Source organism: Halocalculus aciditolerans, from assembly GCF_014647475.1.
GTDB classification, from domain to species: domain Archaea; phylum Halobacteriota; class Halobacteria; order Halobacteriales; family Halobacteriaceae; genus Halocalculus; species Halocalculus aciditolerans.
This window is the reverse complement of record NZ_BMPG01000005.1, coordinates 104,683-130,171: the sequence shown is the minus strand read 5'-3', so window position 1 is coordinate 130,171 and position 25,489 is coordinate 104,683. Positions and strand designations below refer to the sequence as shown.

The 25,489-nt window shown below is 68.3% G+C and carries 25 protein-coding genes and 1 pseudogene; 15 read left to right on the top strand and 11 right to left on the bottom strand.

Annotated elements, in window-relative coordinates:
• The first annotated feature begins 169 nt into the window (after positions 1-169).
• Entirely contained in the window at positions 170-871 is a 702-nt protein-coding gene (locus tag IEY26_RS15565; protein ID WP_188980595.1) for a phosphoribosyltransferase, read from the top strand.
• Here IEY26_RS15565 and IEY26_RS15560 read toward each other — a convergent pair whose 3' ends face one another.
• Positions 872-1,228 (bottom strand): hypothetical protein, encoded by a 357-nt coding sequence (locus IEY26_RS15560; RefSeq protein ID WP_188980593.1) that lies wholly within the window; start codon positions 1,226-1,228, stop codon positions 872-874.
• A 38-nt stretch (positions 1,229-1,266) separates the two neighbouring features.
• Positions 1,267-2,679, bottom strand: a complete 1,413-nt coding sequence (locus IEY26_RS15555; protein ID WP_188980591.1) for an MATE family efflux transporter — start codon at positions 2,677-2,679, stop codon at positions 1,267-1,269.
• 114 nt (positions 2,680-2,793) lie between these two features.
• Here IEY26_RS15555 and mtnP point away from each other — a divergent pair, with 114 nt between their 5' ends.
• Positions 2,794-3,705 (top strand): S-methyl-5'-thioadenosine phosphorylase, encoded by a 912-nt coding sequence (gene mtnP / locus IEY26_RS15550; RefSeq protein WP_188980589.1) that lies wholly within the window; start codon positions 2,794-2,796, stop codon positions 3,703-3,705.
• A 67-nt stretch (positions 3,706-3,772) separates the two neighbouring features.
• Complete coding sequence (locus tag IEY26_RS15545) at positions 3,773-4,489, top strand: DUF7504 family protein (RefSeq protein WP_188980587.1); 717 nt, start codon at positions 3,773-3,775, stop codon at positions 4,487-4,489.
• Positions 4,490-4,876: 387 nt separating this feature from the next.
• Here the strand turns inward: IEY26_RS15545 and IEY26_RS15540 are convergent, their stop codons facing one another.
• Genes IEY26_RS15540 through IEY26_RS15530 form a run of 3 tightly spaced genes read right to left on the bottom strand, consistent with a single transcriptional unit; the run spans position 4,877 to position 9,961 of the window.
• On the bottom strand, positions 4,877-5,989 hold the full coding sequence (locus tag IEY26_RS15540) for a segregation and condensation protein A (RefSeq protein ID WP_188980585.1): 1,113 nt from the start codon (positions 5,987-5,989) through the stop codon (positions 4,877-4,879).
• Entirely contained in the window at positions 5,982-9,557 is a 3,576-nt protein-coding gene (gene smc, locus IEY26_RS15535; protein ID WP_188980583.1) for a chromosome segregation protein SMC, read from the bottom strand. The genes IEY26_RS15540 and smc overlap by 8 nt, the downstream gene beginning before the upstream one ends.
• A gap of 29 nt (positions 9,558-9,586) precedes the next feature.
• Positions 9,587-9,961 carry a DUF7518 family protein gene (locus tag IEY26_RS15530; RefSeq protein ID WP_188980581.1) on the bottom strand — a complete coding sequence of 125 codons (375 nt, stop codon included), beginning with the start codon at positions 9,959-9,961 and terminating at the stop codon, positions 9,587-9,589.
• Between the two features lie 230 nt (positions 9,962-10,191).
• On the opposite strand from IEY26_RS15530, the gene IEY26_RS15525 reads away from it, so the two are divergent.
• The 4 genes from IEY26_RS15525 (at position 10,192) to gatB (ending at position 13,391) form a co-directional block, all read left to right on the top strand.
• Positions 10,192-10,416: a hypothetical protein gene (locus IEY26_RS15525; protein WP_188980579.1), complete on the top strand. Its 225-nt coding sequence runs from the start codon at positions 10,192-10,194 to the stop codon at positions 10,414-10,416.
• Between the two features lie 54 nt (positions 10,417-10,470).
• Positions 10,471-11,283: a YqcI/YcgG family protein gene (locus IEY26_RS15520; protein ID WP_188980577.1), complete on the top strand. Its 813-nt coding sequence runs from the start codon at positions 10,471-10,473 to the stop codon at positions 11,281-11,283.
• Positions 11,280-11,840 (top strand): cysteine hydrolase family protein, encoded by a 561-nt coding sequence (locus IEY26_RS15515; RefSeq protein WP_188980575.1) that lies wholly within the window; start codon positions 11,280-11,282, stop codon positions 11,838-11,840. The genes IEY26_RS15520 and IEY26_RS15515 overlap by 4 nt, the downstream gene beginning before the upstream one ends.
• Positions 11,841-11,906: 66 nt before the next feature.
• Entirely contained in the window at positions 11,907-13,391 is a 1,485-nt protein-coding gene (gene gatB / locus IEY26_RS15510) for an Asp-tRNA(Asn)/Glu-tRNA(Gln) amidotransferase subunit GatB (protein WP_188980573.1), read from the top strand.
• A gap of 141 nt (positions 13,392-13,532) precedes the next feature.
• Here gatB and IEY26_RS15505 read toward each other — a convergent pair whose 3' ends face one another.
• Positions 13,533-14,141, bottom strand: a complete 609-nt coding sequence (locus IEY26_RS15505) for a nitroreductase family protein (RefSeq protein WP_188980571.1) — start codon at positions 14,139-14,141, stop codon at positions 13,533-13,535.
• Between the two features lie 129 nt (positions 14,142-14,270).
• Here IEY26_RS15505 and IEY26_RS15500 point away from each other — a divergent pair, with 129 nt between their 5' ends.
• The 3 genes from IEY26_RS15500 (at position 14,271) to IEY26_RS15490 (ending at position 17,522) form a co-directional block, all read left to right on the top strand.
• A complete protein-coding gene (locus IEY26_RS15500; RefSeq protein ID WP_188980569.1) occupies positions 14,271-14,681 on the top strand; it encodes a GNAT family N-acetyltransferase in 411 nt (136 codons plus the stop codon).
• A gap of 50 nt (positions 14,682-14,731) precedes the next feature.
• Positions 14,732-14,935 (top strand): hypothetical protein, encoded by a 204-nt coding sequence (locus IEY26_RS15495; protein WP_188980567.1) that lies wholly within the window; start codon positions 14,732-14,734, stop codon positions 14,933-14,935.
• A 109-nt stretch (positions 14,936-15,044) separates the two neighbouring features.
• Positions 15,045-17,522, top strand: coding sequence for a DNA topoisomerase I (locus IEY26_RS15490; protein WP_188980565.1), 2,478 nt, complete (start codon positions 15,045-15,047; stop codon positions 17,520-17,522).
• A 114-nt stretch (positions 17,523-17,636) separates the two neighbouring features.
• Here IEY26_RS15490 and IEY26_RS15485 read toward each other — a convergent pair whose 3' ends face one another.
• Complete coding sequence (locus IEY26_RS15485) at positions 17,637-17,777, bottom strand: hypothetical protein (protein ID WP_188980563.1); 141 nt, start codon at positions 17,775-17,777, stop codon at positions 17,637-17,639.
• Positions 17,778-18,025: 248 nt separating this feature from the next.
• Here IEY26_RS15485 and nreA point away from each other — a divergent pair, with 248 nt between their 5' ends.
• Genes nreA through IEY26_RS15470 form a run of 3 tightly spaced genes read left to right on the top strand, consistent with a single transcriptional unit; the run spans position 18,026 to position 20,441 of the window.
• Positions 18,026-19,288 carry a DNA repair protein NreA gene (nreA, locus tag IEY26_RS15480; protein ID WP_188980561.1) on the top strand — a complete coding sequence of 421 codons (1,263 nt, stop codon included), beginning with the start codon at positions 18,026-18,028 and terminating at the stop codon, positions 19,286-19,288.
• Positions 19,289-19,342: 54 nt separating this feature from the next.
• Positions 19,343-19,639: a hypothetical protein gene (locus IEY26_RS15475; RefSeq protein ID WP_229774166.1), complete on the top strand. Its 297-nt coding sequence runs from the start codon at positions 19,343-19,345 to the stop codon at positions 19,637-19,639.
• 31 nt (positions 19,640-19,670) lie between these two features.
• Entirely contained in the window at positions 19,671-20,441 is a 771-nt protein-coding gene (locus IEY26_RS15470; protein ID WP_188980559.1) for a CPBP family intramembrane glutamic endopeptidase, read from the top strand.
• A gap of 147 nt (positions 20,442-20,588) precedes the next feature.
• On the opposite strand, the pseudogene IEY26_RS15465 reads toward IEY26_RS15470, so the two are convergent.
• Positions 20,589-20,867 (bottom strand): annotated as a pseudogene (locus tag IEY26_RS15465) (DUF5789 family protein); the annotation flags it as partial.
• 110 nt (positions 20,868-20,977) lie between these two features.
• On the opposite strand from IEY26_RS15465, the gene IEY26_RS15460 reads away from it, so the two are divergent.
• Positions 20,978-22,003, top strand: a complete 1,026-nt coding sequence (locus IEY26_RS15460) for a DUF7139 domain-containing protein (protein WP_188980555.1) — start codon at positions 20,978-20,980, stop codon at positions 22,001-22,003.
• Between the two features lie 6 nt (positions 22,004-22,009).
• On the opposite strand, the gene IEY26_RS15455 is transcribed toward IEY26_RS15460, so the two are convergent.
• From IEY26_RS15455 to IEY26_RS15445, 3 genes are read right to left on the bottom strand one after another with little or no spacing between them, the layout of a single operon-like run.
• Entirely contained in the window at positions 22,010-22,477 is a 468-nt protein-coding gene (locus IEY26_RS15455; RefSeq protein ID WP_188980553.1) for a Mut7-C RNAse domain-containing protein, read from the bottom strand.
• Positions 22,477-24,282: a helix-hairpin-helix domain-containing protein gene (locus tag IEY26_RS15450; protein WP_188980551.1), complete on the bottom strand. Its 1,806-nt coding sequence runs from the start codon at positions 24,280-24,282 to the stop codon at positions 22,477-22,479. Before IEY26_RS15450 ends, IEY26_RS15455 begins: the two co-directional genes overlap by 1 nt.
• On the bottom strand, positions 24,279-24,710 hold the full coding sequence (locus IEY26_RS15445; protein WP_188980549.1) for a DUF5788 family protein: 432 nt from the start codon (positions 24,708-24,710) through the stop codon (positions 24,279-24,281). Before IEY26_RS15445 ends, IEY26_RS15450 begins: the two co-directional genes overlap by 4 nt.
• A gap of 60 nt (positions 24,711-24,770) precedes the next feature.
• Between IEY26_RS15445 and IEY26_RS15440 the strand changes: the two genes are divergently transcribed.
• Positions 24,771-25,400: a DUF7097 family protein gene (locus IEY26_RS15440; RefSeq protein ID WP_188980547.1), complete on the top strand. Its 630-nt coding sequence runs from the start codon at positions 24,771-24,773 to the stop codon at positions 25,398-25,400.
• Positions 25,401-25,489 lie beyond the last annotated feature (89 nt).

Here is a 25,489-nt window from a genome sequence, read left to right as displayed (position 1 = left end):
CCATAGGAGTCGGTGTGGAAACGCCGGGATGGATGCCGCGCGCGCCCACTTTTCACGGCGTGCGTACGGGTGCATCCACTCCCCCACACCCCCGTTCCGCCCGCTCGTAGCGCGAACCCCGTGGGTTCTTAGTCGTCGCCTACGGTTAGGCGAACGGTGACTACCCGCTATGAGTGACCTCCCGGACGATTTCAAGTGTACCATCACGAACTGGGAGTACATCTACGGCCTCTGTCGCGGCGTCTCGAACCAGGTGAAACGCTCGGACTTCGAGCCGGACGTCATCGTCGCGCTCGCGCGCGGCGGCTGGTTCGCGGGCCGCTGTCTCTGCGACTTCCTCGGGATGAACGACCTGACGAGCCTGAAGATGGAGCACTACGTCGGCACCGCCGAGAAGAGCGACGAGCCCGAAGTCCGCTATCCGATGCCGGAGGGGAGCGTCGAGGGGAAGGACGTCCTCGTCATCGACGACATCGCGGACACCGGCGGCTCCATCAGCCGCGCGCAGGAGTACGTCGAGGAGCGCGGCGCGAGCGACATCCGCACCGCCACCCTCCAGCTCCTCCAGACGAGCGAGTTCGAACCCGACTTCGTCGGCGAGCGCCTCGAACAGTGGGCGTGGGTCGTCTACCCCTGGAACTTCATCGAGGACATGATCGACGTCATCTCCGGCGTCATGGAGACGGACGGGGACGGCCCGTACTCGAAGGCCGAGATCCGCCACCTCCTCTCCGAGTACCACGACGTCGAGCGCATCGAGATGGAGATCGCACAGCCCGACCGACTAGACGAGGTGCTCGCGGAGATGGTGCGGCGCGACGTCGTCGTGAAGGCCGGCGGCGACCAGTGGCTGCTGCGCGAGAACGCCTGACTATTCTGCTTCGTCTCTGACGCCGCGGAGCGCGACTAAAAATCCGAGCCCCCAGAGGGGCGCGGGGAGGGTCGCGGCGATGCCGCCGACGGTGGCGAGTTTGACGGCGGCCTGCGCGAGCGCGCCGAGCCCGAGGAGAACCGCGGCGAGAACCGTCCACGACCGCGCGCCGTAGCGGGCGACGACGTCGACGGCGAGCGCGAGCGCGGCGGCGACGAGCACCCAGGAGAGGAGCGTGGCCGTGAAGGTGGCAGTGAGGCTCTCGAACGTGAGGTACGCCATCGTGACGGCGAGGCCGAGGACGAGGCCGGCGGCGGCGACGGCCTGCTCGACCGTTCGGACGCGGGTCGTCGACATATCCGGAGGGTGGGAGGGTCGAAAGATAAGCCTTCAGTTCAGTCGGCGGCGTCCGGCTGACTCCGGTCGGAGACGACGCCGTTCTTCCAGGTGCCGCGAGTGAACCAGAGCGCGGCGACGAGACACCCGAGAATGTCGCCGACGGCGACGGCCCACCAGAGGCCGTTCGCGCCCCAGTCGAGAGCGAAGGCGAGGACGTAGGTGGCGGGGACGCGGACGACCCAGAGCGAGAGGAGGGAGAGGAGCATGCTCGTGCGGGTGTCGCCCGCGCCGCGGAACGCGCCGAGGACGACCTGAAGGAGGCCGGTGAAGACGAACATGACGCTCATGACGCGGAGGTAGTCGGCGGCGTGGCCGAGGGTGGCGGCCGCGCCCGCGACGTCCGCGGTGACGAACGGCGCGACGATGACGTGCGGGAAGAGCGCGGCGACGACGCCGACGGCGAGCATCGTCGCGGTGACGATACCGCCCGTGATCTTCACGGCTTGCTCGGCGCGCTCCGGCTTCTTCGCGCCGAGGTTCTGGCCGACCACGGTGTTCGTCGCCTGGCCCAGCCCGAGTGCAGGAAGGAAGACGAGCGAGGAGAGGCGGTTGCCGACGCCGTAGGCGGCGACGACGGCGGGAGGGAAGCTCGCGACCATCGCGGTGAGGACGACCATCGCCAGAGAGCTCGCGGACTGCTCGATGGCGCTCGGCGTGCCGATGCGGACGATGTTCCGGACGACCGGGACGTCGGGAGTGAGGTCGGCGAGGCCGACGGTCGGGCCGCGCGTCGTGCCGAAGAGGACGGCGAGGCCGACGGTGGCGGCGACGACGCGGGAGACGACAGTGGCGAGCGCCGCGCCCTCGACGCCGAGTTCGGGGAACCCGCCCCAGCCGAAGATGAGGAGGGGGTCGAGGACGACGTTCAAGAAGACGGTGAGGAGCATGACGTACATCGGCGTGCGGGTGTCGCCGTAGCCGCGGAGGAGGCTTGTGAAGATGAAGAAGCCGAAGATGAAGGGCACGCCGATGAAGTACGTCCGCATGTACTCGATGGCGAGCGGGATGACGCGCGCCTTCGTCGCGGGGTCCGCGGGGAGGAGGGAGAGCGCGGGGCCGGCGAGGAAGTGACCGAGGACGGCGATGACGACGGCGAGGAGCGTGACGAACCAGAGGGTCTGACCGGCGACGACGCCGGCGTCGCGGTCTCTGTCCGCGCCCGTGTACTGGGCGACGAGGATGCTGCCGGCGGCGGTGAAGCCGCCGCCGATGGAGATGAGGAGGAAGACGACGGGGAACGCGAGGCTGAGCGCGCCGACCGCGTCCGGGGAGTACGCGCCGAGCCAGAGGGTGTCGGCGAGGTTGTAGGCGACTTGGAGGAGTTGGACGACGACGAGCGGCCACGCCAACCGGAGAGTGGGCTTGAGCAGGGAGCCCTCGGTGAGTTCGCCCTTGGCGCGTTTTGACACTATCAGTGTCTCAGACCGCCTCCGGTCTTAACGTCTCGGAACCCCTGCTCGCATTTCCCATACCCGTCGACGGCGAGTCGCACCACCTATGGGGGGCGGCCGCGAAGCGCGGGTATGATCGGCTTCATCGGCGGGAGCGGCATCTACGAGGCCCTCCCCCTCGACAACGTCCGCGAGGTCGAAATCGACACGCCCTACGGCGAACCCTCCGCGCCCGTCACCGTCGGCGAGTTCGGGGACGGCGAGACGTCGGAGACGTCTCGAAACGGAGACGGCGAAGCCGCCGAGGGAGGGACCGAGGTGGCGTTCCTGCCGCGCCACGGCCCCGAGCACGGCCGCGACCCGACGAACCTCCCGTACCGCGCGAACATCTACGCGCTGAAGGAACTCGGCGTCGAGCGCGTCCTCGCGTCGAACGCCGTCGGCAGCCTCAAAGAGGAGCTCGAACCCGGAACCCTCGTCGTCCCCGACGGCACGTTCGACCGCACGAAACACCGCGATTCGACGTTCTTCGGCGACGGCATCGTCGTCCACATGCCGTTCGCGGACGCGTACTGCCCGCACATGGCGAGCCACCTCGCCGAATCGGCCGAAGAAGCGACGGACGCCGACGTCTCCGAGGGCGGGACGTACGTCTGCATCGAGGGCCCGCAGTACTCGACGCGCGCCGAGTCGGAGTTCTACAAATCCCAGGGGTGGGACGTCGTCGGCATGACCGCCATCCCCGAGGCGAAGCTCGCGCGGGAAGCCGAGATGTGCTACGCGACCCTCGCCGGCGTCACCGACTACGACGTCTGGAAGCGGGACAGCGAAGTCACCCTCGAAGAAGTCCTCGAGAACGCCGCGAAGAACGAGACCGCCATCAAGCAGGCCGTCGAGCACGCCATCGAGACGCTCCCCGAGGAGCGCGACTGCGACTGCGAGCACGCGCTCGACGGCACCATCAACACGCCCGTCGACGCCATCCCGCAGGAGACCCGAGAGCGCGTCGACCCCCTCGTCGGCCACTACCTCGACGACGCGTAGCCATATAAGATACAGGGCTGACGACACAAAAACTAAATAGCGTAGGCACTGATTGTCGAACAGACCGATGGGAACGGACACTGCAGACGCCGCCGAATTCAGCCGGCACCTCGCAGCCCTCAAAGACGACGGGTGCAACGTCCTCGTCGTCAACGACCCGAACGGGGCCGCCGACATCTGCGACCACCTCCTCGGCGGCCACGACCTCGAACGCAGACACGTCTACCTCCCCACCACGACCGACGTGGACGACGTGCTCGCCCGCCACGAACCCCGACGCACCACGCAGAACGCCCTCGGCGTCGCCGACGCCACCGCCGCAACCACCACCCGCTCCGTCGCCGCCACCAGCGGCACCGCCACCGCGACCGCCGGCCCCAGCCTCGACACCCAGCCCGGCAGCGCCTGGTACAGCGACATCGACGACCTCACCGACCTCGAAACCGTCTTCGACGCCGTCCACGACCACGTCGACCGCATCGCCCCCCAGACCCCCGCCCCCGGCGAACTCCGCCTCTGCGTCGACTCCCTCGACCCCTTCTTCGACGCCGCCGACGAACAAACCCTCTTCCGCTTCATCCACGGCCTCACCAACCTCGTCCGCAAACACGACGGCATGGGCCACTACCACGCCGCCGCCGGCACCGGACACCCCACCGTCGCCGTCCTCGAACCACTCTTCGACGCCACCGTCTACGTCGAAACCACCATCGACGGCGACACCCGCCAACGCTGGCGACTCCACGACCCCGACATCGTCAGCGACTGGATGCCGCTCGACTAACCGCCACAGCGTCCGCTCCCACACCCACACACCCTTCTCCCCCACGCCACGCCCCCGAGCCACCGCTCTCGCGCCCGCCTCGCCGCGCCGGCTCACAGGTCGCTTCTACGCGGTTCTCGCGCGAGCGATAGCGAGTGCGAGCAGGGAGGAACTCGTTCCGACAGTGCTCGCGTGTCACTCCCGCTGGTCGTTCCCGCTCGCCTCAGCGTGGTTCTCACTCCTCCCTACGCTCTGCTCGCGTGTCGCTTCGCTCCCGCTCGCTTTTCCGCGGTTTTCGCGCGAACGCCAGTGAGTGCGAGCAGGGAGGAACTCGTTCCGACCGTGCTCACTCCTCCCTGCGCTCTGCTCACGGGTCGCTATCGCTCCCCGTTCGCTTTTCCGCGGTTCTCACTCCTCCCTGCGGTCGTCGTTCCGAACCGCGTCGTCGTTCCGAACCGCGTCGTCGTTCCGAACCGCGTCGTCCTTCCGAACCGCGTCGTCCTTCCGAACCGCGTCTTTCACCCACAGGTCCCCGAACAGCTCGTCCTGCTCTAACTGGACCGCGCCGCGGTGCGCGAGGAAGAGGAGGGCGAGGAAGGTCTGCACGCGGCTTCCGCCGGTACCCGCGACTTCCTCGAAGAGCACTTCGGCGCGGCCCTTCTCGTACTGGTCGTCGAGGGCGGTTTCGACGTCCGCGATGGTCTCCTCGATGTCCTCCTGATGGGCGGTGCCGAGCGCTTCTTCCTCCGTCGGCTCGTCGTCCATCCGGAAGTCGTCGCCGGAGCGGTAGTCGAGCTCCTGCACGCCCCGCTGGAACCCGCGCGGCGAGCCGTCCGTGTCGTACGTCCGGGACTCCTTCCACCACGACCCGCGCTCGGCCTCTCGGAGGTCCCGCACGAGTTCGTCGAGCGTCTCCGGCGACCCGCGCTGGGGCTTGCGTTCCAGGCGGCGCTCCATCTCCGACTCGAGGCCAGCGACCGGGTCGAACCCGCCGCCGTCCTCGGGCTCGAACCCCTCCTCCCACGGTTCGAGCTCCGGTTCGTCCTCGTCCTCGCTCGGGCGTTCGAGGAGCGCGTCGCTCTTCATCCGCAGGAGCACGCTCGCATAGAACAACGCCCGCCCCGACGTCCGCAGGTCCGCCTCGTCGAGCCGTTCGAGGAAGGCGTCCGTCACCTCGACGATGTCGATGTCCCACGGCTCGATCTCGCCCTCCTTCGCGAGCTGCACGAGCAGCTCCACCGGCTCCACCTCGCCGTCCTCATCCGTCGGCGTCCCCGACTCGGGCTCCGCGTCCTCGCCACCGGGGAACTCCGCCGCGAGCGACGACTCTCCGTCGCCCGCGAGACTGAACGAGTCCTCCGGATTCCGCCCGCCGTCCGCGACGAGACGCGCAGCGCTCGCTGGTTCCGAGGCGTGCGTCGTCGAAACCGCCTCCTCGCACGCCTCGTCCGCTCGCGGATCACTTCGTTCCCCGCTCGCGTTCTTCGAGACACGTCGCTTCGCTCGTGTCTCGTCAGTCATCGGCCGCGACCTCGTTCCGCCCGGACAGGTCGATTCCCGTCACCACGCTGACGTTGTCTTCCTGCATCGTGACGCCGATGGCGCGCTCGGAGCGGTCGAGCATCGCCGAGCGGTGGCTGACGACGATGAACTGCGCGTCGCTCGCGAGTTCGTCGACGAGCTCTCCCACTCTGTCCGCGTTCACGGCGTCGAGGAAGGCGTCGACCTCGTCGAGCGCGTAGAACGGCGCGGGGTTGTGCCGCTGGATGGCGAAGATGAACGCGAGCGCGGTGAGGGATTTCTCCCCGCCGCTCATCGCGTCGAGGCGCTGCACGGGCTTGTCGGCGGGCTGGGCCTTCATCGTCAGGCCGCCCTCGAACGGGTCCTCGGGGTCTTCGAGGACGAGTTCGCCGGAGCCGGCGGAGAGCCGTTCGAAGATGCGCTCGAAGTGCTCGTTGATGGCGTCGTAGGCGTCCATGAACGTCTGCTTCTTCTGCGCCTCGAAGGAGTCGATGCGGTCTCTGATGCCGTCCGCCTCCTCGACGAGCGTCTCCCGCTTCCCCTCTAAGTCGTCGAGGTCCGCTTCGACCTCGTCGTACTCGTCGATGGCGAGCATGTTCACCGGCTCCAAGGCCTCCATCTTCGCCGTCAGCTCCGCGATTCGCTCCTCGACGGTGTCGAGGTCCGGAATATCCTCGGGGTCGTACGCCTCGACCTCGCTCTCTAGCTCGCCGATTTCGGCTTCGAGGTCGCCGCGCGTCTCCCGGAGCGCGTCGAGCGTGTTCTGCGCGCGCTCGACCTCGCTCCGCTGCTCGCTGAACGCCGCCTGCGCCGCCTCGACGTCTTCCTTGAGGTCTTCGCGTTCCGCTTTGAGGTCCGCGAGCTCGTCCTCTAAGTCCTCGACTTCCGCTTCCTTCTCCGCGAGGAGGGCTTCTTGCTCCTCGATGGCCGCTTCGAGTTCCTCGACCCGCTCTTCGAGCTCCGCTCGCTTGTTCTGCGCGTCCTCGACGTCGTCGTGGAGGTCCTCGACGGCTTCCTCGGCGTACTGCTTCTCCAGCTGGACGCTGTTCAACTCCGCGTCGTAGTCGTCGAGGCGGTCTTCGAGGTCGTCGATCTCCGACTGGACGTCCTCTTTCTTCGCGGTGAGCTCGGGGATGTCGGAGTCGGCGAGCTCGCTCTCTAACTCCTCGATTTCGGCTTCGGTCGCGGCGATGTCCTCGCTCGCCGCGTCGATCTCCGCGTCGAGTTCGGTCATGCGCTCGTTCACGTCCTCGCGCTCCGCTTCGAGTTCGTCGAGGCGGTCTTCGAGCGTCTCGATGCGCTCTCGCGTCTCGTCGCGCTCCGCCTCGACGGCCTCGATGTCGGACTCGATGCTCCGCACCTGGTCGGCGGCGTCGGCCTGCCGGTCGCGCGCGGATTCGAGGCGGTCCTCGATGTCGCGGACGTCCTGTCGGACCTCTCGGCGTTCTTCCTCCAGGTCCGCGATGCGGTCCGCGACGCGTTCGAGCTGGCCCTTCCCGGACTTCGAGAAGGAGTAGCGAGAGCCCCCGCCGGACCCCCCGGTCATCGCGCCGGACTGCTCGACGAGGTCGCCGTCCAGCGTGACGAGCCGGAAGTCACCCATCAGCTCACGCGCCGTCGACATATCCTCCACGACGAGCGTGGAGCCGAGCACGTACGAGAAGACCGACGCGTACTGCGAGTCGAAGTCGAGGAGGTTGTACGCGAAGTCCACCACGCCAGGGAGGTCCGGCGTCTTCGGCAGACTCCGGTTCTGCATCTTCGTAATCGGGAGGAACGTCGCCCGCCCCGCGTTCCGCGACTTGAGGTAGTCGATGCAGTGCTCGCCGACGCCGTCGTCGTCCACGACGACCTGCGCCATCCGCCCGCCCGCCGCCGTCTCCACCGCCGTCGCGTACTTCCCCGAAACGCCGCCGAGTTGGGCGACCGTTCCGTGCACGCCGCCGATGTCGGCTTTCAGAATCGTGGAGACCGCGCGGCCGTAGGAACTCCCACCCGAATCACCAGTGTTCGCCTCCAGCGTCGCGTACTCCTCTTGTGCCGCCTTCAGCTCGTCCTCGACGTCGTCGAGGTCCGCCTGCCGCTCGCGCTTCTCCGCCTTCAGGTCGGCGACGACGCCCTCGATGCTCTCCTCGTTCTCCCGCGCCTTCTCCAGCTCGGATTCGAGGTCGTCGAGGCGGTCGTCGAATCCGGGGAGTTCGTCCGCTAACTCCTCGATCTCGGCTTCCACTTCCGAGACCTCGTTCGACCGGCGGCGCGCCTCGTCGAGCAGTCGGTCTTTCTCCCGCTGGAGGTCGTTCCGCTCCGCCTTCGCGTCCTCCAACTCCGCTTTCGCCTCCTCGAGCGCCTCCTTCACCTCGTCGAACTCCGTGTCCGTCGCCTCGATCTCCGCCTGCACCTCCGCGAGGTCGGCTTCGCGCTCCTGAATCTCCGTCTTCACCGAGGCCTTCTCGACTTTGAGCTCGCGAACGTCCGCTTCGAGTTCGTCGACTTGCTCCTGTTTCCGGTCGATTTCGACGAACGCCTGCCGGCGTTTCGCTTCGGCGTCCTCCATCCGCTCCCGCGCGCTCTCGACTTGGTCTTCGAGCCGGCTTATCTCGCCTTTCACCTCCTCGATCTCGCGCTTGATGGCGAGCTGTTCGTCCTCGCCCTTCCGCTCGATCTCCGCGTTCAGCTCGTCGAGCTCCTCTTCGAGCCGTTCGACCTTCCCGCGGCGGCTGTCGAGTTCGCTCTCGAGTGCGTCGAGAGAGTCCTCGCGGCGCTCGATCTTCGCGACGACGTCGTCGAGCTCGTCGTGTTTCTCCTCCAGCTCCGCGGCCTTCAGGTAGCCTTCGTGGTCTTCTTTCTCCTCGCGGAGCTCCTGGTATTCGAGCGCGGTCTCGCGCTCGTCTTCGAGCTGGTCGAGGCGCTCGTGTTTCTCCTCGATGCGGAGGTCGGCCTCGTCGATACGCTCCTCGACGACGTCGAGTTCGTCGAAGGCGTCCGCCTTCTTCGCGTCGAACTCCGCGACGCCCGCGATTTCGTCGATGATCTCGCGGCGCTCGAACGGCGTCATATTGATGATTCCCGTCACGTCGCCCTGCATCACGACGTTGTATCCCTCGGGCGTCACGCCGGCCTGCGCGAGCAGGTCCTGGACGTCCGAGAGGTTCACGGAGCGGCCGTTGAGGTAGTAGTAGGAGTAGTAGTTGTCCTCCGTGCGTTTCACGCGGCGTTTCACGGAGATGGATTCGACGTCGCCGACGTCGTCGCTCCCGGCGGCGTTCACGACCTGACTCCGCTCCAGCGCCCGGTCCTCGTTGTTCAGGATGACTTCGACGCTCGCCTCGCGGGGGCCGACGTCCTCGGCCGCGTCGTCGTGACTCGGGTTGTAGATGAGGTCGGTGAGTTTCTCCGCGCGCATCCCCCGAGTGCGCGCGAGGCCGAGCGCGAAGAGGACCGCGTCGATGATGTTCGACTTCCCGCTGCCGTTCGGCCCGCTGATGGTGGTAAAGTCCTCGTAGAAGGGAATCCTGGTCGTCCGCCCGAAACTCTTGAAATTCTCGAGAACGATTTCGTCGATATACATCTGGAACCCGAATCCGAGAACCCCGCGCCTTACGCGACGATGATGTCGTCGCCGAGGTCGGAGTCCTCGTTCTCTGCTTCTTCGTTCGCGTCGCCGTCCTTAGAGCTTTCCGCTCCGTCGCCCTTCGATTCCTCCATCTGCGAGCGCGCCTGCCGCTGCGCGTCGTCGTCCTCGCCCCAGCCGCCGGCGGGCGCTTCCTCGTCTGCTGCGGGCTGGCCGTCCGGGCTGACCTGCTGGTGTTCCACCCGGTCCATCGGCTCGTGCATGCCTTCGCGCTCTTCGAGCTTCCGGATGCGCGTGTTCGCGTCGACGAGCTCCTCGGTGAGCCCGCGAATCGTCGCCTCCATCTCAGAAACGCGTTTTTCGAGTTCCTCGACCCGCTCGTCCTCGACCTCACTCGACATACTCCACACGACTACGTCAGCCCGTATTAAGCCTGTGGCAGTCGCGCGTCAGACGAAAAGTACGATACTCCTTCGAGTGGAAGAAGCCTCGGGCGCACCGACGGCGATTTACCCGCGGAGGCGCGAAGACGAGGTATGCCGCAGGCCGAGTCAGCACGGCAGTGCGAGGCGAACGCGCCGGCCGCGTCCCGCGAGTGGTCGACGGGCGGCGACGGCGTGGAGGCGGAGCGATGAACCGGCAGAAGCGCTTCCTCGTCGCCACCGTCGGGACGTTCGTCTTCACCCTCTGCGGGTTCGTCGTGATGGGCGTCACCCGCGGGTTCGTCGGCTACCACACCGCCCGCCTGCTCGCCGCCCCCTTCGTCACCGTCGGCGTCGCCTGCGCCGTCTACGCGTTCGCTCTCTCCGTCCTCGTCACCGCCGGCGTCCTCGACCTCGACCCCGCCGAGGAGTGAACGGGGGGAGACGGGAGAGAAACGCCCATGGCGCTGGCCGCTCGAACACGAGGTATGAACGGGGAGTTCCAGGGAGTGATGACGCAGGCTGAGCTAGCCGAGCGCGTCGACGCGGGCGACGCCCCCGACTGGCTCGCGGCGCACTGGCGGACGTTCCGCGACGCGGTCACCGGCGAACACGACGGGTCGCCGTTCCCCTGCCACTTCGGCACGCAGTCCGTGGAGGCCGGCGAACCGCTCTACACCGCCGTCCCGTCGATGCGGGAGAAGGACGCGCTCCTCGCGTTCCGCGACGCGCTCTGCGACTACCTCGACCGCTACGACGCGCACGGCTCCCGGACCTCCTTCGTCGTCTTCTTCGCCCCCGACGAGACCGCGACGACCGAGGCGGACTACCACGAGCGCCTCTGGCACCTCCTCCAGTTCCTCCACGTCCACGACCCCGAACCGTGGCCCGCCGACATCCCCACCGACCCCGACGACGAGCGCTGGGAGTTCTGCTTCGCCGGCGAACCCATGTTCCCCACCTGCCGCGCGCCCTTCTACGACACCTACCGCTCGCGGTTCTCGCCGGTCGGCCTCGAAATCACCTTCCAGCCGCGCTCGCTCTTCGACGGCATCACCGCCGACACCGACGCCGGCCAGCACGCCCGCGACGTCATCCAGGAGCGCCTCGTGGAGTACGACGGCGTCTGCCCGCACGCCGACCTCGGCGACTGGGGCGTCGAGGGCGACCGCGAGTGGCCGCAGTACCTCTTCCGCGAGGACGACGCCCAAGCCCCCGACGACTGCCCCATCACCGTCACGAGAGAGCACCCGAAGATCCCCGCGACGTTCGACCCCGTCGCCGGAGGTGAGCAGACGTGACGCGGGACTTCGAGAACGCCGCGCTCGTCCTCGTCGACTTCCAGCGGGGCTTCGAGGAGCCCGGGTGGGGCGAGCGGAACAACCCCGACGCCGAACGGCGCGCTCGCAACCTGCTCGACGCGTGGCGGGACGCCGAGCGACCCGTCGCGCACGTCCGCCACGACTCACGAGAACGCGATTCGCCCCTCAGGCGCGGCGAGCCGGGGTTCCGGTTCGTCGACGGCCTGGAGCCGGACGGCTCCGCGCGCGAGCGCGAGTTCGTGAAGCGCGTGAACGGCGCGTTCATCGGAACTGGTCTCGCCGAGTGGCTCGACGAACGGGGCGTCCACACGCTCGTCGTCGCCGGCCTCACCACCGACCACTGCGTCTCGACGACGGTCCGCATGGCCGAGAACCGCGGCTACACCGTCCTGCTCGCGCGCGACGCGACGGCGACCCACGACCGCGAACTGGACGGCGAGCGCTTCGACGCCGACCTCGTCCACGAGACGGCGCTCGCCCAGTTGTCGGGGGAGTTCGCGACGATCACGACGACCGGCGAGCTACTCGGCGAGTGACGAGACCGGAGGCGGCGTTCGAGCGCGTTCGGTAGCCCTAAGCGCCTCGCCGGTGAAAGCCGGATAATGAGTATGCAGGCCGCCGAACGTGACCTCCGGGCGGTCATCGGGCTGGAGGTCCACGTCCAGTTGGAGACGGACACGAAGATCTTCTGCGGGTGTTCGACGGACACCGAGGACGCGGAGCCGAACACGCACACCTGTCCCACCTGCCTCGGCCTCCCGGGCGCGCTCCCCGTGCTGAACGAGGCCGCCGTCGAAGCCGCCGTCAAGCTCGGAAAGGCCCTCCACTCGGAGATACCCGAGCGCACGCGCTTCCACCGGAAGAACTACTTCTACCCTGACCTCCCGAAGGGCTTCCAGATCACGCAGTACGACGACCCCATCTGTCAGGGCGGCGAGCTCGAGATCTCGCACCGGGACGAGCGCCGCGTCATCGAACTGGAGCGCGCCCACCTGGAGGAGGACCCCGGGAGCCTCCAGCACGTCGGCGGCGGCATCGAGACGGCGACGCACACGCTCGTGAACTACAACCGCGCGGGGACGCCGCTGATGGAGATCGTCACGAAGCCGGACTTCCGCGACCCCGCCGAAGTGCGGGCGTTCCTCGCGAAGCTCGAAGAAGTCCTCGAATACCTCGGCGTCTACGATTCGGCGCGGGACGGGAGTCTGCGCGTGGACGCGAACATCTCGATGATGGACGCGGAGGCGTTCGACGGCGACGGCGGGCCGAGCGAGGACGCGCTCGCGGAAGCGAACAGAACAGAGGTGAAGAACATCTCGAGTCACAAGGGGGCGGCGGACGCGCTCTCCTTCGAGATTAGCAGACAGCGGAACCTCCTGAAGCGCGGCCGCGCCGTCGAGCAGGAGACGCGCGCGTGGAACGAGGCCTCCGGCTCCACCGTGTCGATGCGGTCGAAGGAAGAGGAGAAGGACTACCGGTACTTCCGGGAGGCGGACATCCCGCCGCTGGAGGTGTCGGACTGGAAGGAGCGCATCGAGATTCCCGAACTCCCGGACGCGCGCCGCGAGCGCTTCCGCGAGGAGTACGGGCTCTCCGCGGAGGCGGCGTCGAAGCTCACCTCCCGGAAGGCGGTCGCGGACTTCTTCGAGGAGATGACGGACCGCTTCGACGCGGACCTCGCGGCGGCGTGGGTCGCCGACACCATCCTCGGCGAACTCAACTACCGCGACCTCGAAATCGCGGACGTCGAAGACCGCTTCGACGACTTCGCGCGCCTCATCGAACTCGTCGACGAGGACGAAATCACGACGAAGAACGCCGAGGAGGTCGTGCTCCGCCGGATGCTCGACGACGACATGACGCCGGACGAGGTCGTCGACGCCGAAGACCTCGGGAAGACCTCCGGCGGCGAAGTCGAGGCCGCCGTCGAGGAGGCCATCGAGGAGAACCCCGATGCGGTCGAGGATTATCATGCTGGTGAGGGCGGCGCGTTGAACTTCCTCGTCGGCCAGGTGATGCAGAAGACGCAGGGGAGCGCCGACCCCGGCGACGTCAATCAGAAGCTCCGCGAGAAGCTCGACGAGTAGTCGGTCCGGACCGCACCCCACCCCACCGCGCCACCGCCCCGACACCGAATCCTCAGAATTCTCGACGGTCAATTGCTTCGCGTCCACGAGAGCGACAACGCCGGGGTCAGGCGAGCGTCGAGCGGAGCCCGACTAAAGGGCTTAGAAGGAGCCGCGGGTGACGATTTCGTCGAGGGGTTTGCGGCCGTTGGGGCGTTCGCGGTCGCTGAGGTCGTCGGGGAGCGTCTCGGGCGGCGCGCGCTCGCCGATGGCGACCATCACTTCGACGTCGTAGTCGTCGGGGGCGTTCAGTTCGGCGGCGGCGGCCTCGTGGTCGAAGCCGCCCATCGGGTGGACGACGAGGCCGCGGCGCGTCCCCTCTAAGGCGAGGTTCTCCCAGGCCGCGCCGGCGTCGAAGGAGTTGGAGGCGAGCGAGCGGCCCTCGTCGTCCGTGGTCTCGGAGAAGAGCACGGCGAGGACGGCGGCGTCGTCGGCCCACGAGCGGTTGAACTCGTTCACGAACCCGCGGAAGGTCTCCCACTCGTCGTCGCCGCGCGCGGCGTACGCGAACCGCCACGGCTGGGTGTTCCGGGAGGAGGGAGCCCAGCGCGCGGCTTCGAAGAGCGGGCGGTAGTCGGCTTCGTCGAGGGGTTCGCCCGTCATCGCGCGCGCCGACCAGCGGTTGACGAATATCGGGTCGACGTCGGCTTCGGGCTCGCGGTGTTCGGCGACCTCCTCGTCGAGCGACCGTCGCGGCGGATGCTGTTGCATACGAATAGTTCTAATCTGTGCGCTATACGCCCTTCGGCCGCGGTGCCGTCGGCCGGAATCCGCGGTAGGTGGTCTCGTGGCTCACGGCCGACCGGAACGCTCAACGCCGCCCGCGACCCCGACCCGAGTATGAGCGAGTACGCGGTCCGAGAGGAGTTGCCGACGCCGGAGACGTTCGTGGCGCTGCGCGAGGCGGCGGGGATGGCGGAGCGGTCGGTGGAGGCCGTCGAGCGCGGCCTGCCGAACACCGTCTACGGCGTCACCGCCGTCCACGAACCGACCGGTGACGTCGTCGGCATGGGACGTATCGTCGGCGACGACGGCTCCGTCTACCACCTCTGCGATATGGCCGTCCACCCCGACCACCAGCGCCGGGGCCTCGGCAGTCGGATGATGGACGCCCTGATGGCGTACGTGGAGGAGACCGCGCCGCCCTCCGCGTACGTGAATCTGATGGCGGACGTCGACGGCTTCTACGAGCGGTGGGGGTTCGAGGCGACCGCGCCCGCGTCCGAGGGGATGTACTACCGCGTGGAGTGACGCGGAGCGCGGGGAGAAGACGTTTCACCACTCGTGTTGTACGGTACCGTATGCCTGGGTCGGCGTCGGCGCTCGTGCCCGCGATGGTGGTAGTCGCGACGCTGCTCGACGTCGTCGTCGTGAACGCGGTGTTCGTGGGGCACCCGCCGTACACGCTGCTGGTGGCGTTCGCGGCGCTGTTCGTGGTGACGTACGCGGCGCTCGCGGGCGCGTACCGGTACGCGACGCGTCGCGGGCGCGCAGTGCCCCCGTGAAACCCACGAATGCGACGTCGTTGAGCGTTCTCCGCGGTGGTTGGCTCCCCGAAACCTTTAGAACGAGGACCGGCCTACCGTGCAGTATCGACCCTGGAGGCCCCTGACTGTGGAACTCATCATCACGGAGAAGAACAACGCGGCGCGACGCATCGCCGACATCCTCTCGGAGGGCGGCGCGAGAGCCGACCAGCAGGCCGGCGTCTACGTCTACGAGTGGGGCGGGAAGCGCTGCGTCGGCCTGAGCGGGCACGTCGTCGGCGTCGACTTCCCCTCGGAGTACGAGGACTGGCGGGACGTCGAGCCGCGCGAGCTCGTCGACGCGCCCATCGTGAAGACGGCGACGCAGGAGGACATCGTGAACGTCCTCCAGCGGCTCGCCCGCGACGCCGACGACGTCGTCATCGCGACGGACTACGACCGCGAGGGCGAGCTAATCGGGAAGGAAGCCTACGAGCTCGTTCGGGACGTGAACGAGGACGCGCCGGTGAAGCGCGTGCGCTTCTCCTCCATCACGGAGAACGAGGTGAAGACGGCGTTCGCGGAGCCGGACGAACTCGACTTCGAGCTCGCCGCCGCCGGCGAGGCGCGACAGATTATCGACCTCGTCTGGGGGGCCGCGCTCACGCGCTTCCTCTCGCTCTCCGCCCGCCAGATGGGCGAGGACTTCATCTCGGTCGGCCGCGTGCAGTCGCCGACCCTCAAGCTCATCGTGGACAAGGAGCGCGAGATCGAGGCGTTCGACCCGGACGACTACTGGGAGCTGTTCGCCGACCTCGCGAAGGACGCGACCGAGTTCGAGGCGCAGTACTTCTACCTCGACGAGGACGACAACGAGGCCGAGCGCGTCTGGGACGAGGACGCGGCAGACGAGGCGTTCGCGGTGCTCCGCGAGGCCGCGGAGGTCGTCGTGGAGAGCGTGCGGCGGCGGACGCGGACGGACGACCCGCCCGCGCCGTTCAACACGACGCAGTACATCCGCGCGGCGAGCTCGCTCGGCTACGGCGCGGGCCGCGCGATGAGCATCGCCGAGGACCTCTACACGGCGGGCTACATCACGTATCCGCGGACGGACAACACGGTCTACCCGGACGACCTCGACCCCGCCGAGCTCGTGGGCGAGTTCGACGGGAACCCGCACTTCTCGGACGCGGTGAACCTCCTCCGGGACTTAGAGGAGCTGGAGCCGACGGCCGGGGACGAGGAGACGACCGACCACCCGCCGATTCATCCGACGCCCGACATTCCGGCGCGCGGCGACCTCTCGGAGGACGAGTGGGAGGTCTACGAACTCGTCGTGCGGCGCTTCTTCGCGACGCTCGCGGAGCCGGCGGAGTGGGAGCACCTCCGCGTCGTCGCCGAGGTCGCGGGCGAGAATCTCTCGCTGAAGGCGAACGGCCGCCGCCTCCTCGAAGAGGGCTATCACGCCGTCTATCCGTACTTCGGGACGGACGAGAACTACGTCCCCGACGTCGAGGAGGGCGAACAGCTGGAGGTCGTGGACGCGCGCATCGAGGAGAAGCAGACGCAGCCGCCGCGGCGGTACGGCCAGTCGCGGCTCATCGAGACGATGGAGTCGCTGGGTATCGGGACGAAGAGCACGCGGCACAACACCATCGAGAAGCTCTACGACCGCGGGTACATCGAGGGCGACCCGCCGCGGCCGACGCGGCTGGCGATGGCGGTCGTGGAGGCCGCGGAGCAGTACGCGGACCTCGTCGTCTCCGAGGAGATGACCGCGGAGCTGGAGGAGGACATGACCGCCATCGTCGAGGGCGAGACGACGCTCGACGAAGTAACAGAAGAGTCCCGGGAGATGCTGGGCCGGGTGTTCGAGTCGCTCGGCGAGTCCCGGGAGGAGATCGGCGACCACCTCCGGGAGTCGCTGAAGGCGGACAAGACGGTGGGGCCGTGTCCGGAGTGCGGGAACGACCTGCTCATCCGGCGGGCAAGTAGAGGAAGTTACTTCGTGGGCTGTGACGGCTATCCGGACTGTGAGTTCACGCTGCCGCTCCCGGATTCGGGCGAGCCCATCGTGCTCGACGAGACGTGCGAGGAGCACGACCTCCACGAGGTGAAGATGCTGGACGGCCGGAGCACGTTCGTGCACGGCTGTCCGCTCTGCGCCGAGGAGGACGCGGGCGTGGAGCTCGTCGTGGGCGCGTGCCCCGAGTGCGGCGAGGACGAGGGCGGCGAGCTCGCGGTGAAGCGCCTGCGGAACGGGAACCGACTCGTGGGCTGCACGCGCTACCCGGACTGCGAGTACAGCCTCTCCTTCCCGCGGAACGGCGACGTCGAGGCGACGGATGAAATCTGCGAGGAGCACGACCTCCCGGAGCTCGTCATCCGCGACGAGTCGGGTGAGGATTGGGAGTTCGGCTGTCCGGTCTGTAACTACGAGGAGTACCGCGCGAGCCGCGGGCTCACCGAGCTCGACGGCATCGGGTCGAAGACGGCTGAGAAACTGAACGCGGTGGGCGTCGAGGACGTCGGTGACCTCCGGGACGCGGACGCCGACGAGCTCGCGGACGACGTCGACGGCGTGTCGGCGGACTCGCTCCGGGACTGGCAGGCGAAAGCCGACTGAGCGAGCGCCGCGTTCGACGGTCGCGCCGCCGGAGGAGGGCGGCGCGCGGCCGAGTAGAGTAGCCGAGACAGATAGGTGAGCCGGTGGTCCACGGGGGTGGCCGGTGGTCCGGTGTTAGTTCTCGAAGCGCGTGCTCCCGCAGGCTGCGCAGTTCAGCGGCTGTGACTCGTAGCGTGCGCCGCACACGAGGCATTCGCAGTGCGAGTCGGCGGCGAGCGAGTCGAGCCGGGTCGTGACGCGGTTGAGCACGGACATTTCATGCGACACAATGGCACGACCCTACTTGAATCTACTGGACAAACAGTATAATGACGGCCAAAGGTGCTAGTAATCATCTCACTCCCCCGTCTAAAACCAAACGATATAGGTCTAATTTCCATATATTCTATCCTGTTTGTCCAGTTCTTGTGTGGCGTGTTGGTGGGCGGGTCGGATTCGGGTGACCGCGTCGGGACATCTTCGGCGTGAGAAGCGTTCAAGGCCGCCGAGTTCGTAGTACGGGTATGCGGCTGGACGACTACATCGAGGGGCTCGAACCGGACGAGGAGTTCGAGCGCCGGCGGCTCGTCGAGGAGAAGTCGTACGCCGTGCTCGACTATCTCGACGACGTGCAGGCGAACTTCGAAGCCGTCCAGCAGGGCGACTCGCTCTACGGCGCGACCGCGCCCTCGGTGTTCGTGGGGCGGTCGTCGTATCCGAACGTCTCCGCGGGAATCCTCTCGCCCGTCGCCGACGAGGAGCAGGCGGAGAACTACGCGACGAGCGGGGCGTGGTACGAGGACGGATTAGGCATCGACAACGTCCTCCAGTACCGCACTGGATTACTGAACTCGCGGCGGTCGGCGTCGGTGAACGTCGAGGACGTCTGGGACGGGTTCGTGGGCGTGCAGCGCGAGGTCGCAATCGCGGACCGCCCGGTGAACGTCGAAATCGGCCTCGACTCGACGCCGGAGTTCGACCCCGAGCAGTACACACAGCCGGTGGCGAACGCGCCGTCCGGGCCGTCGGCGACCGCCGAATCCGCCGACCTCGCCGAGAACCCCCACGTATCTCGGTACGTCGAGAAGACGCTGGAGGACGACGACTGGCAGGCGCAGGGCGCGATGACGTATCTCTACCGCCGCGGCCTCGACGTCTACGAGATCAACCGAGTGCTCTCCGTCGGCGCGCTCGGCCAGGGACAGAACCGGCGGCTCGTTCCGACCCGGTGGTCCATCACGGCCGTCGACGACACGCTCGGGAAGTACCTCCGCGGGAGCATCCGCGACAACCCGAGCGTGGACGAGGTGAGCGTGCACGTGAACGAGTACATGGGGAACCGCTACTGGGTGGTGCTCGCGCCGGGTCGCTGGGAGTACGAGCTCGTGGAGATGAAGAGCCCGGGGAGCATCTGGAACCCGGACGCCACCGGCGAGGTGTGGATGGGGTCGGCGAGCGAGGGCTACGAGGGCCGCTCGGGCTACGTCGAGGAGACGGCGGGCGCGTACTACGCGTCCCGCCTCGGCGTCCTCGAATATTTAGATGACATCGGCCGGCAGGCGAAAGCCATCGTCCTCCGCGAGGTCTCCGACGACTACTGGGCTCCGGTCGGCGTCTGGCAGGTCCGCGAGAGCGTGCGGAACGCCTTCGACGGCGACCCCGGCGAGGCCGAAACCTTCCACGGCGCGCTCCGAGAAATCGAACCCCACCTCCCCGTCTCCTGGAGCGACCTACGAAGAAAATCCGCCCTCGTCTCCGGCGTGCAGTCGTCCATCAGCGACTGGTAGGCGGAGCGGACGCGCGGGAGAAAGTTTACAGCGTCTGCGCCGAACCATCACGGTATGTCCCTGTCAGCCCTCGCACCCGCGTTCGCCGGCCTCCCCGGCGGGGTGGAGCTCTTCGTCATCCTCCTCATCGCGGTGATCATGTTCGGTATCCCCGCGCTCGTCGTGCTCGTCGGCGGCGGCTACCTCCTCACGCGCTCCGCGTCGCAGGGAGGCGACGGGGAAGCCGACGAACGCGAAGACGACGACCGTATCGCCGAGTTGGAGGCGAAAGTCGACGACCTCCAAGCGGAACTGGAAGCAGAGCGCGAGTCGGGAGAACGGGAGACGGGGCGGACGAGGAGAGAGGGGTAGGCGTTTAGTGCCGGGAGTCGAAGGCGGTGGTATGAATGAGTCAACGCGGTCCAGGCTCGTGGCGGTCGCCATCGCCGTCCTCCTCGCCGCCGTCGCGCTCGGCGTCGGGAACGGGCTCGTTATCGCCGCCGTCGTCGCGCTCCGGTTCGCCGGCGTCTCGATTACGCCGTCTCTCGCCGTCGTGCTCTCGACCGTTCTCTTGCAGGGCGTGACGTTCGGCGGGCTGGCCGCGCTCTACATCAAGTGGCGCGGCCGCCCGGCGAGCTACGGCGGGTTCGAGTGGCCGTCGCTGAAGGAGGTCGCCATCGCCGTCGGCGGCTACGTCGGGATGTTCGTCCTCCTCATCGCGCTCTCCCTCGCCGTGCAGAGCACGGGCGCGCCGACCTCCGACAACTCCGTGACGGAGCTCGCGACCGGCGACCCGACCGTCCTCCTCGTCCTCCTCCCGCTCTCCTTCCTCCTCATCGGCCCCGGCGAGGAGCTCCTCTTCCGCGGCATCATCCAGAGCGAACTCCGCGACGTCTTCCCCGCGTGGGCCGCGATTCCCGTCGCCTGCCTCGTCTTCGCCGCCGCGCACGCCACCTCCCTCGTCGGCTCCATCGCCGGCACCGTCGTCTCCATCGGCCTCCTCTTCTGCATCTCCCTCGTCTTCGGCGTCATCTACGAGTACACGCGGAACCTCACCGTCACCGCGTTCATCCACGGCGCGTACGACGCGACGCTCTTCCTCGCGCTCTACGCCGTCATGGCGATGCCCGACGTCGCGACGTCCGGCGCGAGCGCGCTCGGATTCGGGTTCTGAGAGACCGGATTCGGCTGCTGAGAAGGAAATCGGCCGATTCTCGCGGTGTGGTCCGCGTCGCGACTACTCGTCGTCGGCGGCAGCTTCGCTCGCTTCGCCTTCGTCCGCGTCAGCGTCCGTGTCGGCGTCCGCCGTCTCGGCGACGGGGTCGCCGGCGGGGACGGGGCCGTCGGGGAGTTCGGCGCGGACGGCGTCGACGAAGGCGTTCCGGCTCGAGAAGTAGGTGTCGTCGACGCCGTCGAGGGCGTCGGCGAGGCGGACGGGGCCGTCCGCGGTTCGAACCTCGACGTCGCCCTCGCGTCGGACGACCTCGCTCTTCTCCAGCCCCCAGGTGAGTCGAGAGGCGACGCGGGCGAGCGGCGCGCCCTCGACGGGCGTCTCCGGGCCGAGCTCCACCTGCGTCTCCTCTTCCTCGTCGTCAGCCATGTTCGACGGGTCGAGAGGGCGAAGATTAGGCCTTTCGATACCACCCCACAGTACACTGATAGGTCTGTGTCTGACGGTGGCTTTTAGGGCTAGCGAGCGTATGACTACCCATGACTAGCCTGTCTGACGCCTACGAACGTCGCAGCGGGCAGGTGAGCCCCGAGCGACTGTACGTCGGCACAGGCCTGTTCGCTGCCGGCGCGCTGATGGTCGTCGCGGGAATCATCGTCCTGACGACGCGCGTCGCGCTCCCCGCGGACTTCACGATGGCGCACGTGTACGGCGCGCGCGAACTCGCCGGCACCCTCGTCGGACTCGGCGTCCCGGCGGCCTTCCTCGGCATCTTCGCCGTCCTCCCCGCCGAACGCATCCACCAGGCCGCCGCCGCCGTCGGCGGCGTCCTCACCCTCGCCGGCGTCGCCATCTTCCGCGCCGTCTACCCCTACGACTGGTTCAGCGGCCTCGGCATCCCCTCCAGCGGCGTCGTCGCCCTCATCGCCGTCTACGCCGTCGGCATCATGACCGTCATGTGGTGTCTCTTCACCGCCATCGCGACCTTCAAACGCCGCAACACTCCGGGCGGTACCGTCACGATGACGTTCACCAGGGACGGCGAAACCCACACCGTCGAAGTCGCCGAGGAGAACATCGACGACGCCCGCGCCGCCCTCTCCGGCGGCTCCTTCGGCGGCGTCGGCGTCTTCGGCGACATGGACGACGTCGACGACCACCACGCGAGCACGCCGTCCACCGACGGCGGCAGCACCGAAACGCTCCGCACGCCCGGCACCCCCGACGCGCAGAACGCCTCGACTTCGACGCCCGCGGCGTCCACGACGTCGCCCGAACCGTCGCGCTCGACAGATTCGACAGATGCAGCGGGTTCGGCGGGTCCAGCGGATACAGCGAGTGCAGCGGGTTCGACGGATGCTGCGGGGGAGTCGGCGTCGGGCGGTCCCGGTCCGGACCGGTACTGCGGGAACTGCGCGCACTTCGACTACGTCCGGACCGACGAGGGCCTCCAGCCGTACTGCGGTCTCCACGACGAACTCATGGACGACGTGGAGGCCTGTTCGGAGTGGGCGAGCAACGACGGCGCGAGCGAGCGCCGCCGTCAGGGCCGCGACCGCCTCTAAGCGCTGCTACCGCGTTTCTTCGAGTCGTTCTCCGACATCTGTCCAGTGGCTTCCCTTCCAGTAGTGCTGGCCGCAGGCCGTGCACGCCCAGAGCCGGTCGACGTCGGCGGGCGCGTGCTCGGGCGCGGTCTCAGGGTCGACTTCCTCTAGGAGCCCGTTGCAGGTCGCACACCGCGCGGGTTCGTCGAGGGCGAGCTCGAACCCGGCGTCGCGGAGTTCCGCGAGCTGGTCGTCGACGTCTTGTTCGGTGAGGAGGACGCTCTCGGGTGTTCGCTCGGCGAGGTCGCGGTCGCGGGTGAGGAGCACGCGGCTCTCCTCGCGGGCGAGGTCGTGGATGGCGTCGTCGGCCTCCACGTCTCTGTCGAGGGCGTAGGCGGCGTCGTAGCCGAGCATGCGGAGGCGGCGGGCGAGCGACCCCAACATCACGTCGAGGAGGACGCGCGTCTCCTCGGGAGTGTAGGCGTGATTCGCCATCAGTGGAGGAAGGCCTGCACGTCGTCGACGGTCCACGTGTTGAGGACGTCGGCGGGTTCGGCCCAGCCGCGCATGGCGGTGTGGACGCCGTAGGTGACGTGGTCGAACTCGACGGGGCTGTGGGCGTCCGTGTCGATGGCGACGGTCGCGCCGGCGTCGACGGCGGCCTGGACGGCGCTCCCCCAGAGGTCGAGGCGCGCGGGGTTCGCGTTCACCTCTAGGGCCGTGTCGGCGTCCGCGGCGGCGGCGGCGAGCTCGCTCGCGTCGAACTCCATCGCCGGCCGGTCGTTGATGAGGCGGCCGGAGGGGTGGCCGAGAATATCCACCGAGGGGTGTTCGACGGCTCGGACGAGGCGGTCGGTCTGGTCGCCGCCGTCGTCGCCCAGCCCGGAGTGCGGCGAGGCGACGACGAGGTCGGCGGCGGCGAGCACGTCGTCGCTCACGTCGCCGACTGTGCCGTCGGCGGCGACGTTCGCCTCCACGCCCGTGAAGACCGTGAAGTCGTAGTCGTCGGCCGCGTCGCGGACGACCTCGAACTGCTCGCGGAGGTCGTCGTCGCTCAGCCCGGAGTCGCCGAAGACGCCCGGCCCCTCGGCGTGGTCGGTGACGGCGTAGTAGTCGAACCCGCGCGACTCGGCGGCGTCGAGCATGGTTTCGAGCGAGTCGTCGCCGTCCGACCAGTCCGTGTGCGTGTGGAGGTCGCCGCGGACGTCCGGTTCGTTCACGAGGTCCGGCAGGGCGTCGGCGGCGGCGGCCTGCACTTCCCCGCGGTCCTCGCGGAGTTCGGGCGGAACGAACGGGAGGCCGAGCGCGTCGTAGACGGCTTCCTCCGTCTTCGAGGCGAGCAGGTCGCCGACGCGCTGGCCCGAATCGGGGTCGTCGACGTCGCTCACGTCATCGGAAGCGTCAGCTTCTGATTGGACCGCAGGAGCTCCGCTCCTGCGAACGTCGAAGACGCCGTACTCGTTCACCTTCTTCCCCTGGTCGATGGCGTAGTTCCGGAGGGTGATGTTGTGGTCTTTCGACCCCGTGAAGTACTGGAGGGCGGAGCCGAACTCGTCGTCGACGACGACGCGGACGTCCACGCGGAGGCCCGCGACGCGAACGCTCGTCTTCGTCTCGCCCGACTCGATGACCTCGTCCACGCGCTCCCAATCTTCGAGCGACTCGGCGACCGCGTCGCCGTCGTCGCTGGACGCGAGAACGTCCACGTCGCCGATGGTCTCGCGCCACCGCCGCGTCGACCCCGCGACTTCCGCGCGGTCGACCGCGTCGAACCCCAGCACGGTCTCCTCGACCTCTTCGGCGACCGGGCGGCCGTCGCCGAGGCGCTGGCGGCCCTGCACGGACCGAGCGAACTCGATGTGGTTACGGATGTTCTCCTCAGACTTCGCGCCGAACCCGTCGAGCTCACGAATCTCGTGGTTCTCCGCGGCCGCTTCGAGGTCGTCGAGATCCGTCACGCCGAGCGCGTCGTAGAGTTTCTTGATGGTTTTCGGCCCGACGCCCTCGACGCGCTGGAGTTCCGCCATCTCGACGGGGAGGTCTTCGCGGAGGTCCTCGAGTTTCTCGACAGAGCCGGTTCGGACGTATTCGACGATTTTCTCGCCGATGGAGTCGCCGACGGCGTCGAGTTGGGTGACGGCGTCTACGCCCTCTTCGGCGAGGTCCTCGACGGGGTCGGGGTGGTCGCGAACGGAGTTCGCCGCGCGCCGGTAGGTCTGCGGGCGGTAGTCGTCGCCCGTCGCCTCGTAGTAGTCCGCGATCTCGTCGAGGACGGCGGCGATTTCGGCGTTCTGGCTCATCGACGCGACCTCCGGTCGTCCCAGCCGAGCACGTCGCCGAGGAAGCTCCGCCAGCGCTTCTGGTCGGCCGTCTCGCTCGCGCGCGCCTCCGCCTCGATACCGGGTCCGCCGAGCGACTCCAGCGCGTTCAGCGCGCGGGAGAGCCCGAGAACCTCCTCGACGAGCTGCTCGCCCTCGGCGTAGGAGATGTCTCCCTCTTCCAGTTCTTCCTCGCGCTCGCGGCGCGCCCTGCGAAGTCGGCGTTTCACCGCCTGCAGCTCCGCCTGTTTCTCCGCCGGGAGGCCGTCGAGGCGCTTAATCTCGAAGACGAACTCCCGCAGCGCGAACGGCTCGCCGTCGAGTTCGACTTCGTCGGGCATCGAGACGCCGACACTCGCGCCGTCCCGTTCGACGCGCTCTAGCAGCTGAGCGCGCTCGTACGACTTCATACTCGGCCAGTCGACCCGACGAAGGGTAGGGTTTTCCCCCGGGAGACCGACAACGAGACCGTGAAGAAGACGCCGACCGGGACCGCCGTGGGCGTCGACGACCCCTACGCGCACGCGGGCGTCTGCGACCACGTCACCGACGACGGGAAGTGCCGATACGCCTTCGACCACCCCGAGCACGACCGCGCGTTCGCCGCCGAACGCCGCCGCGACGACTTCCGGTGTCCCGCCGCGAACGACGAGTGCGCGTGGCGCGAGTGCCCCCACTACCGCTCCACGGGGTCGAGTCGCGAGTGCGCGCGCTGCGGCCTCCAAGAACGCCGGAACGCCCACACCGACGACCGGCCGCTTCTCGAAGAACACCATCTTGCGTACGCGGACGAACGAAGTAAGTCCGCGGAACACGCGAGCGGCGAAGCCGCGAGCGACGCGGGCGAGCGACACCCCGTCGAGGAGTCCGCGGAACACGCGAGCGGCGAAGCCGCGAGCGACGCGGGCGAGGGCGAACTCGCCCACGAGATCACGGTCTTCCTCTGCCGGTGGTGTCACGCGAAAGTCCACGGGTCGTGGGCGCGCGTGGACGACGACGCGAGCCCGGACCCGGAGGCGCTCGCCGAGGCGGAGGGTCGGCGGAGCGAGGAGCTCGACGAACTCGGGTTCGAGACGGCGGCGGACCGGAGCGAGGAGTGATACCGGCGGATTCGGCCGGCGTCGCGTCCCGCGTCTCCACCGGTAGATGCCCGGGAGACGGCCGCGTATCCGGTGAAGGCGGACGGTAG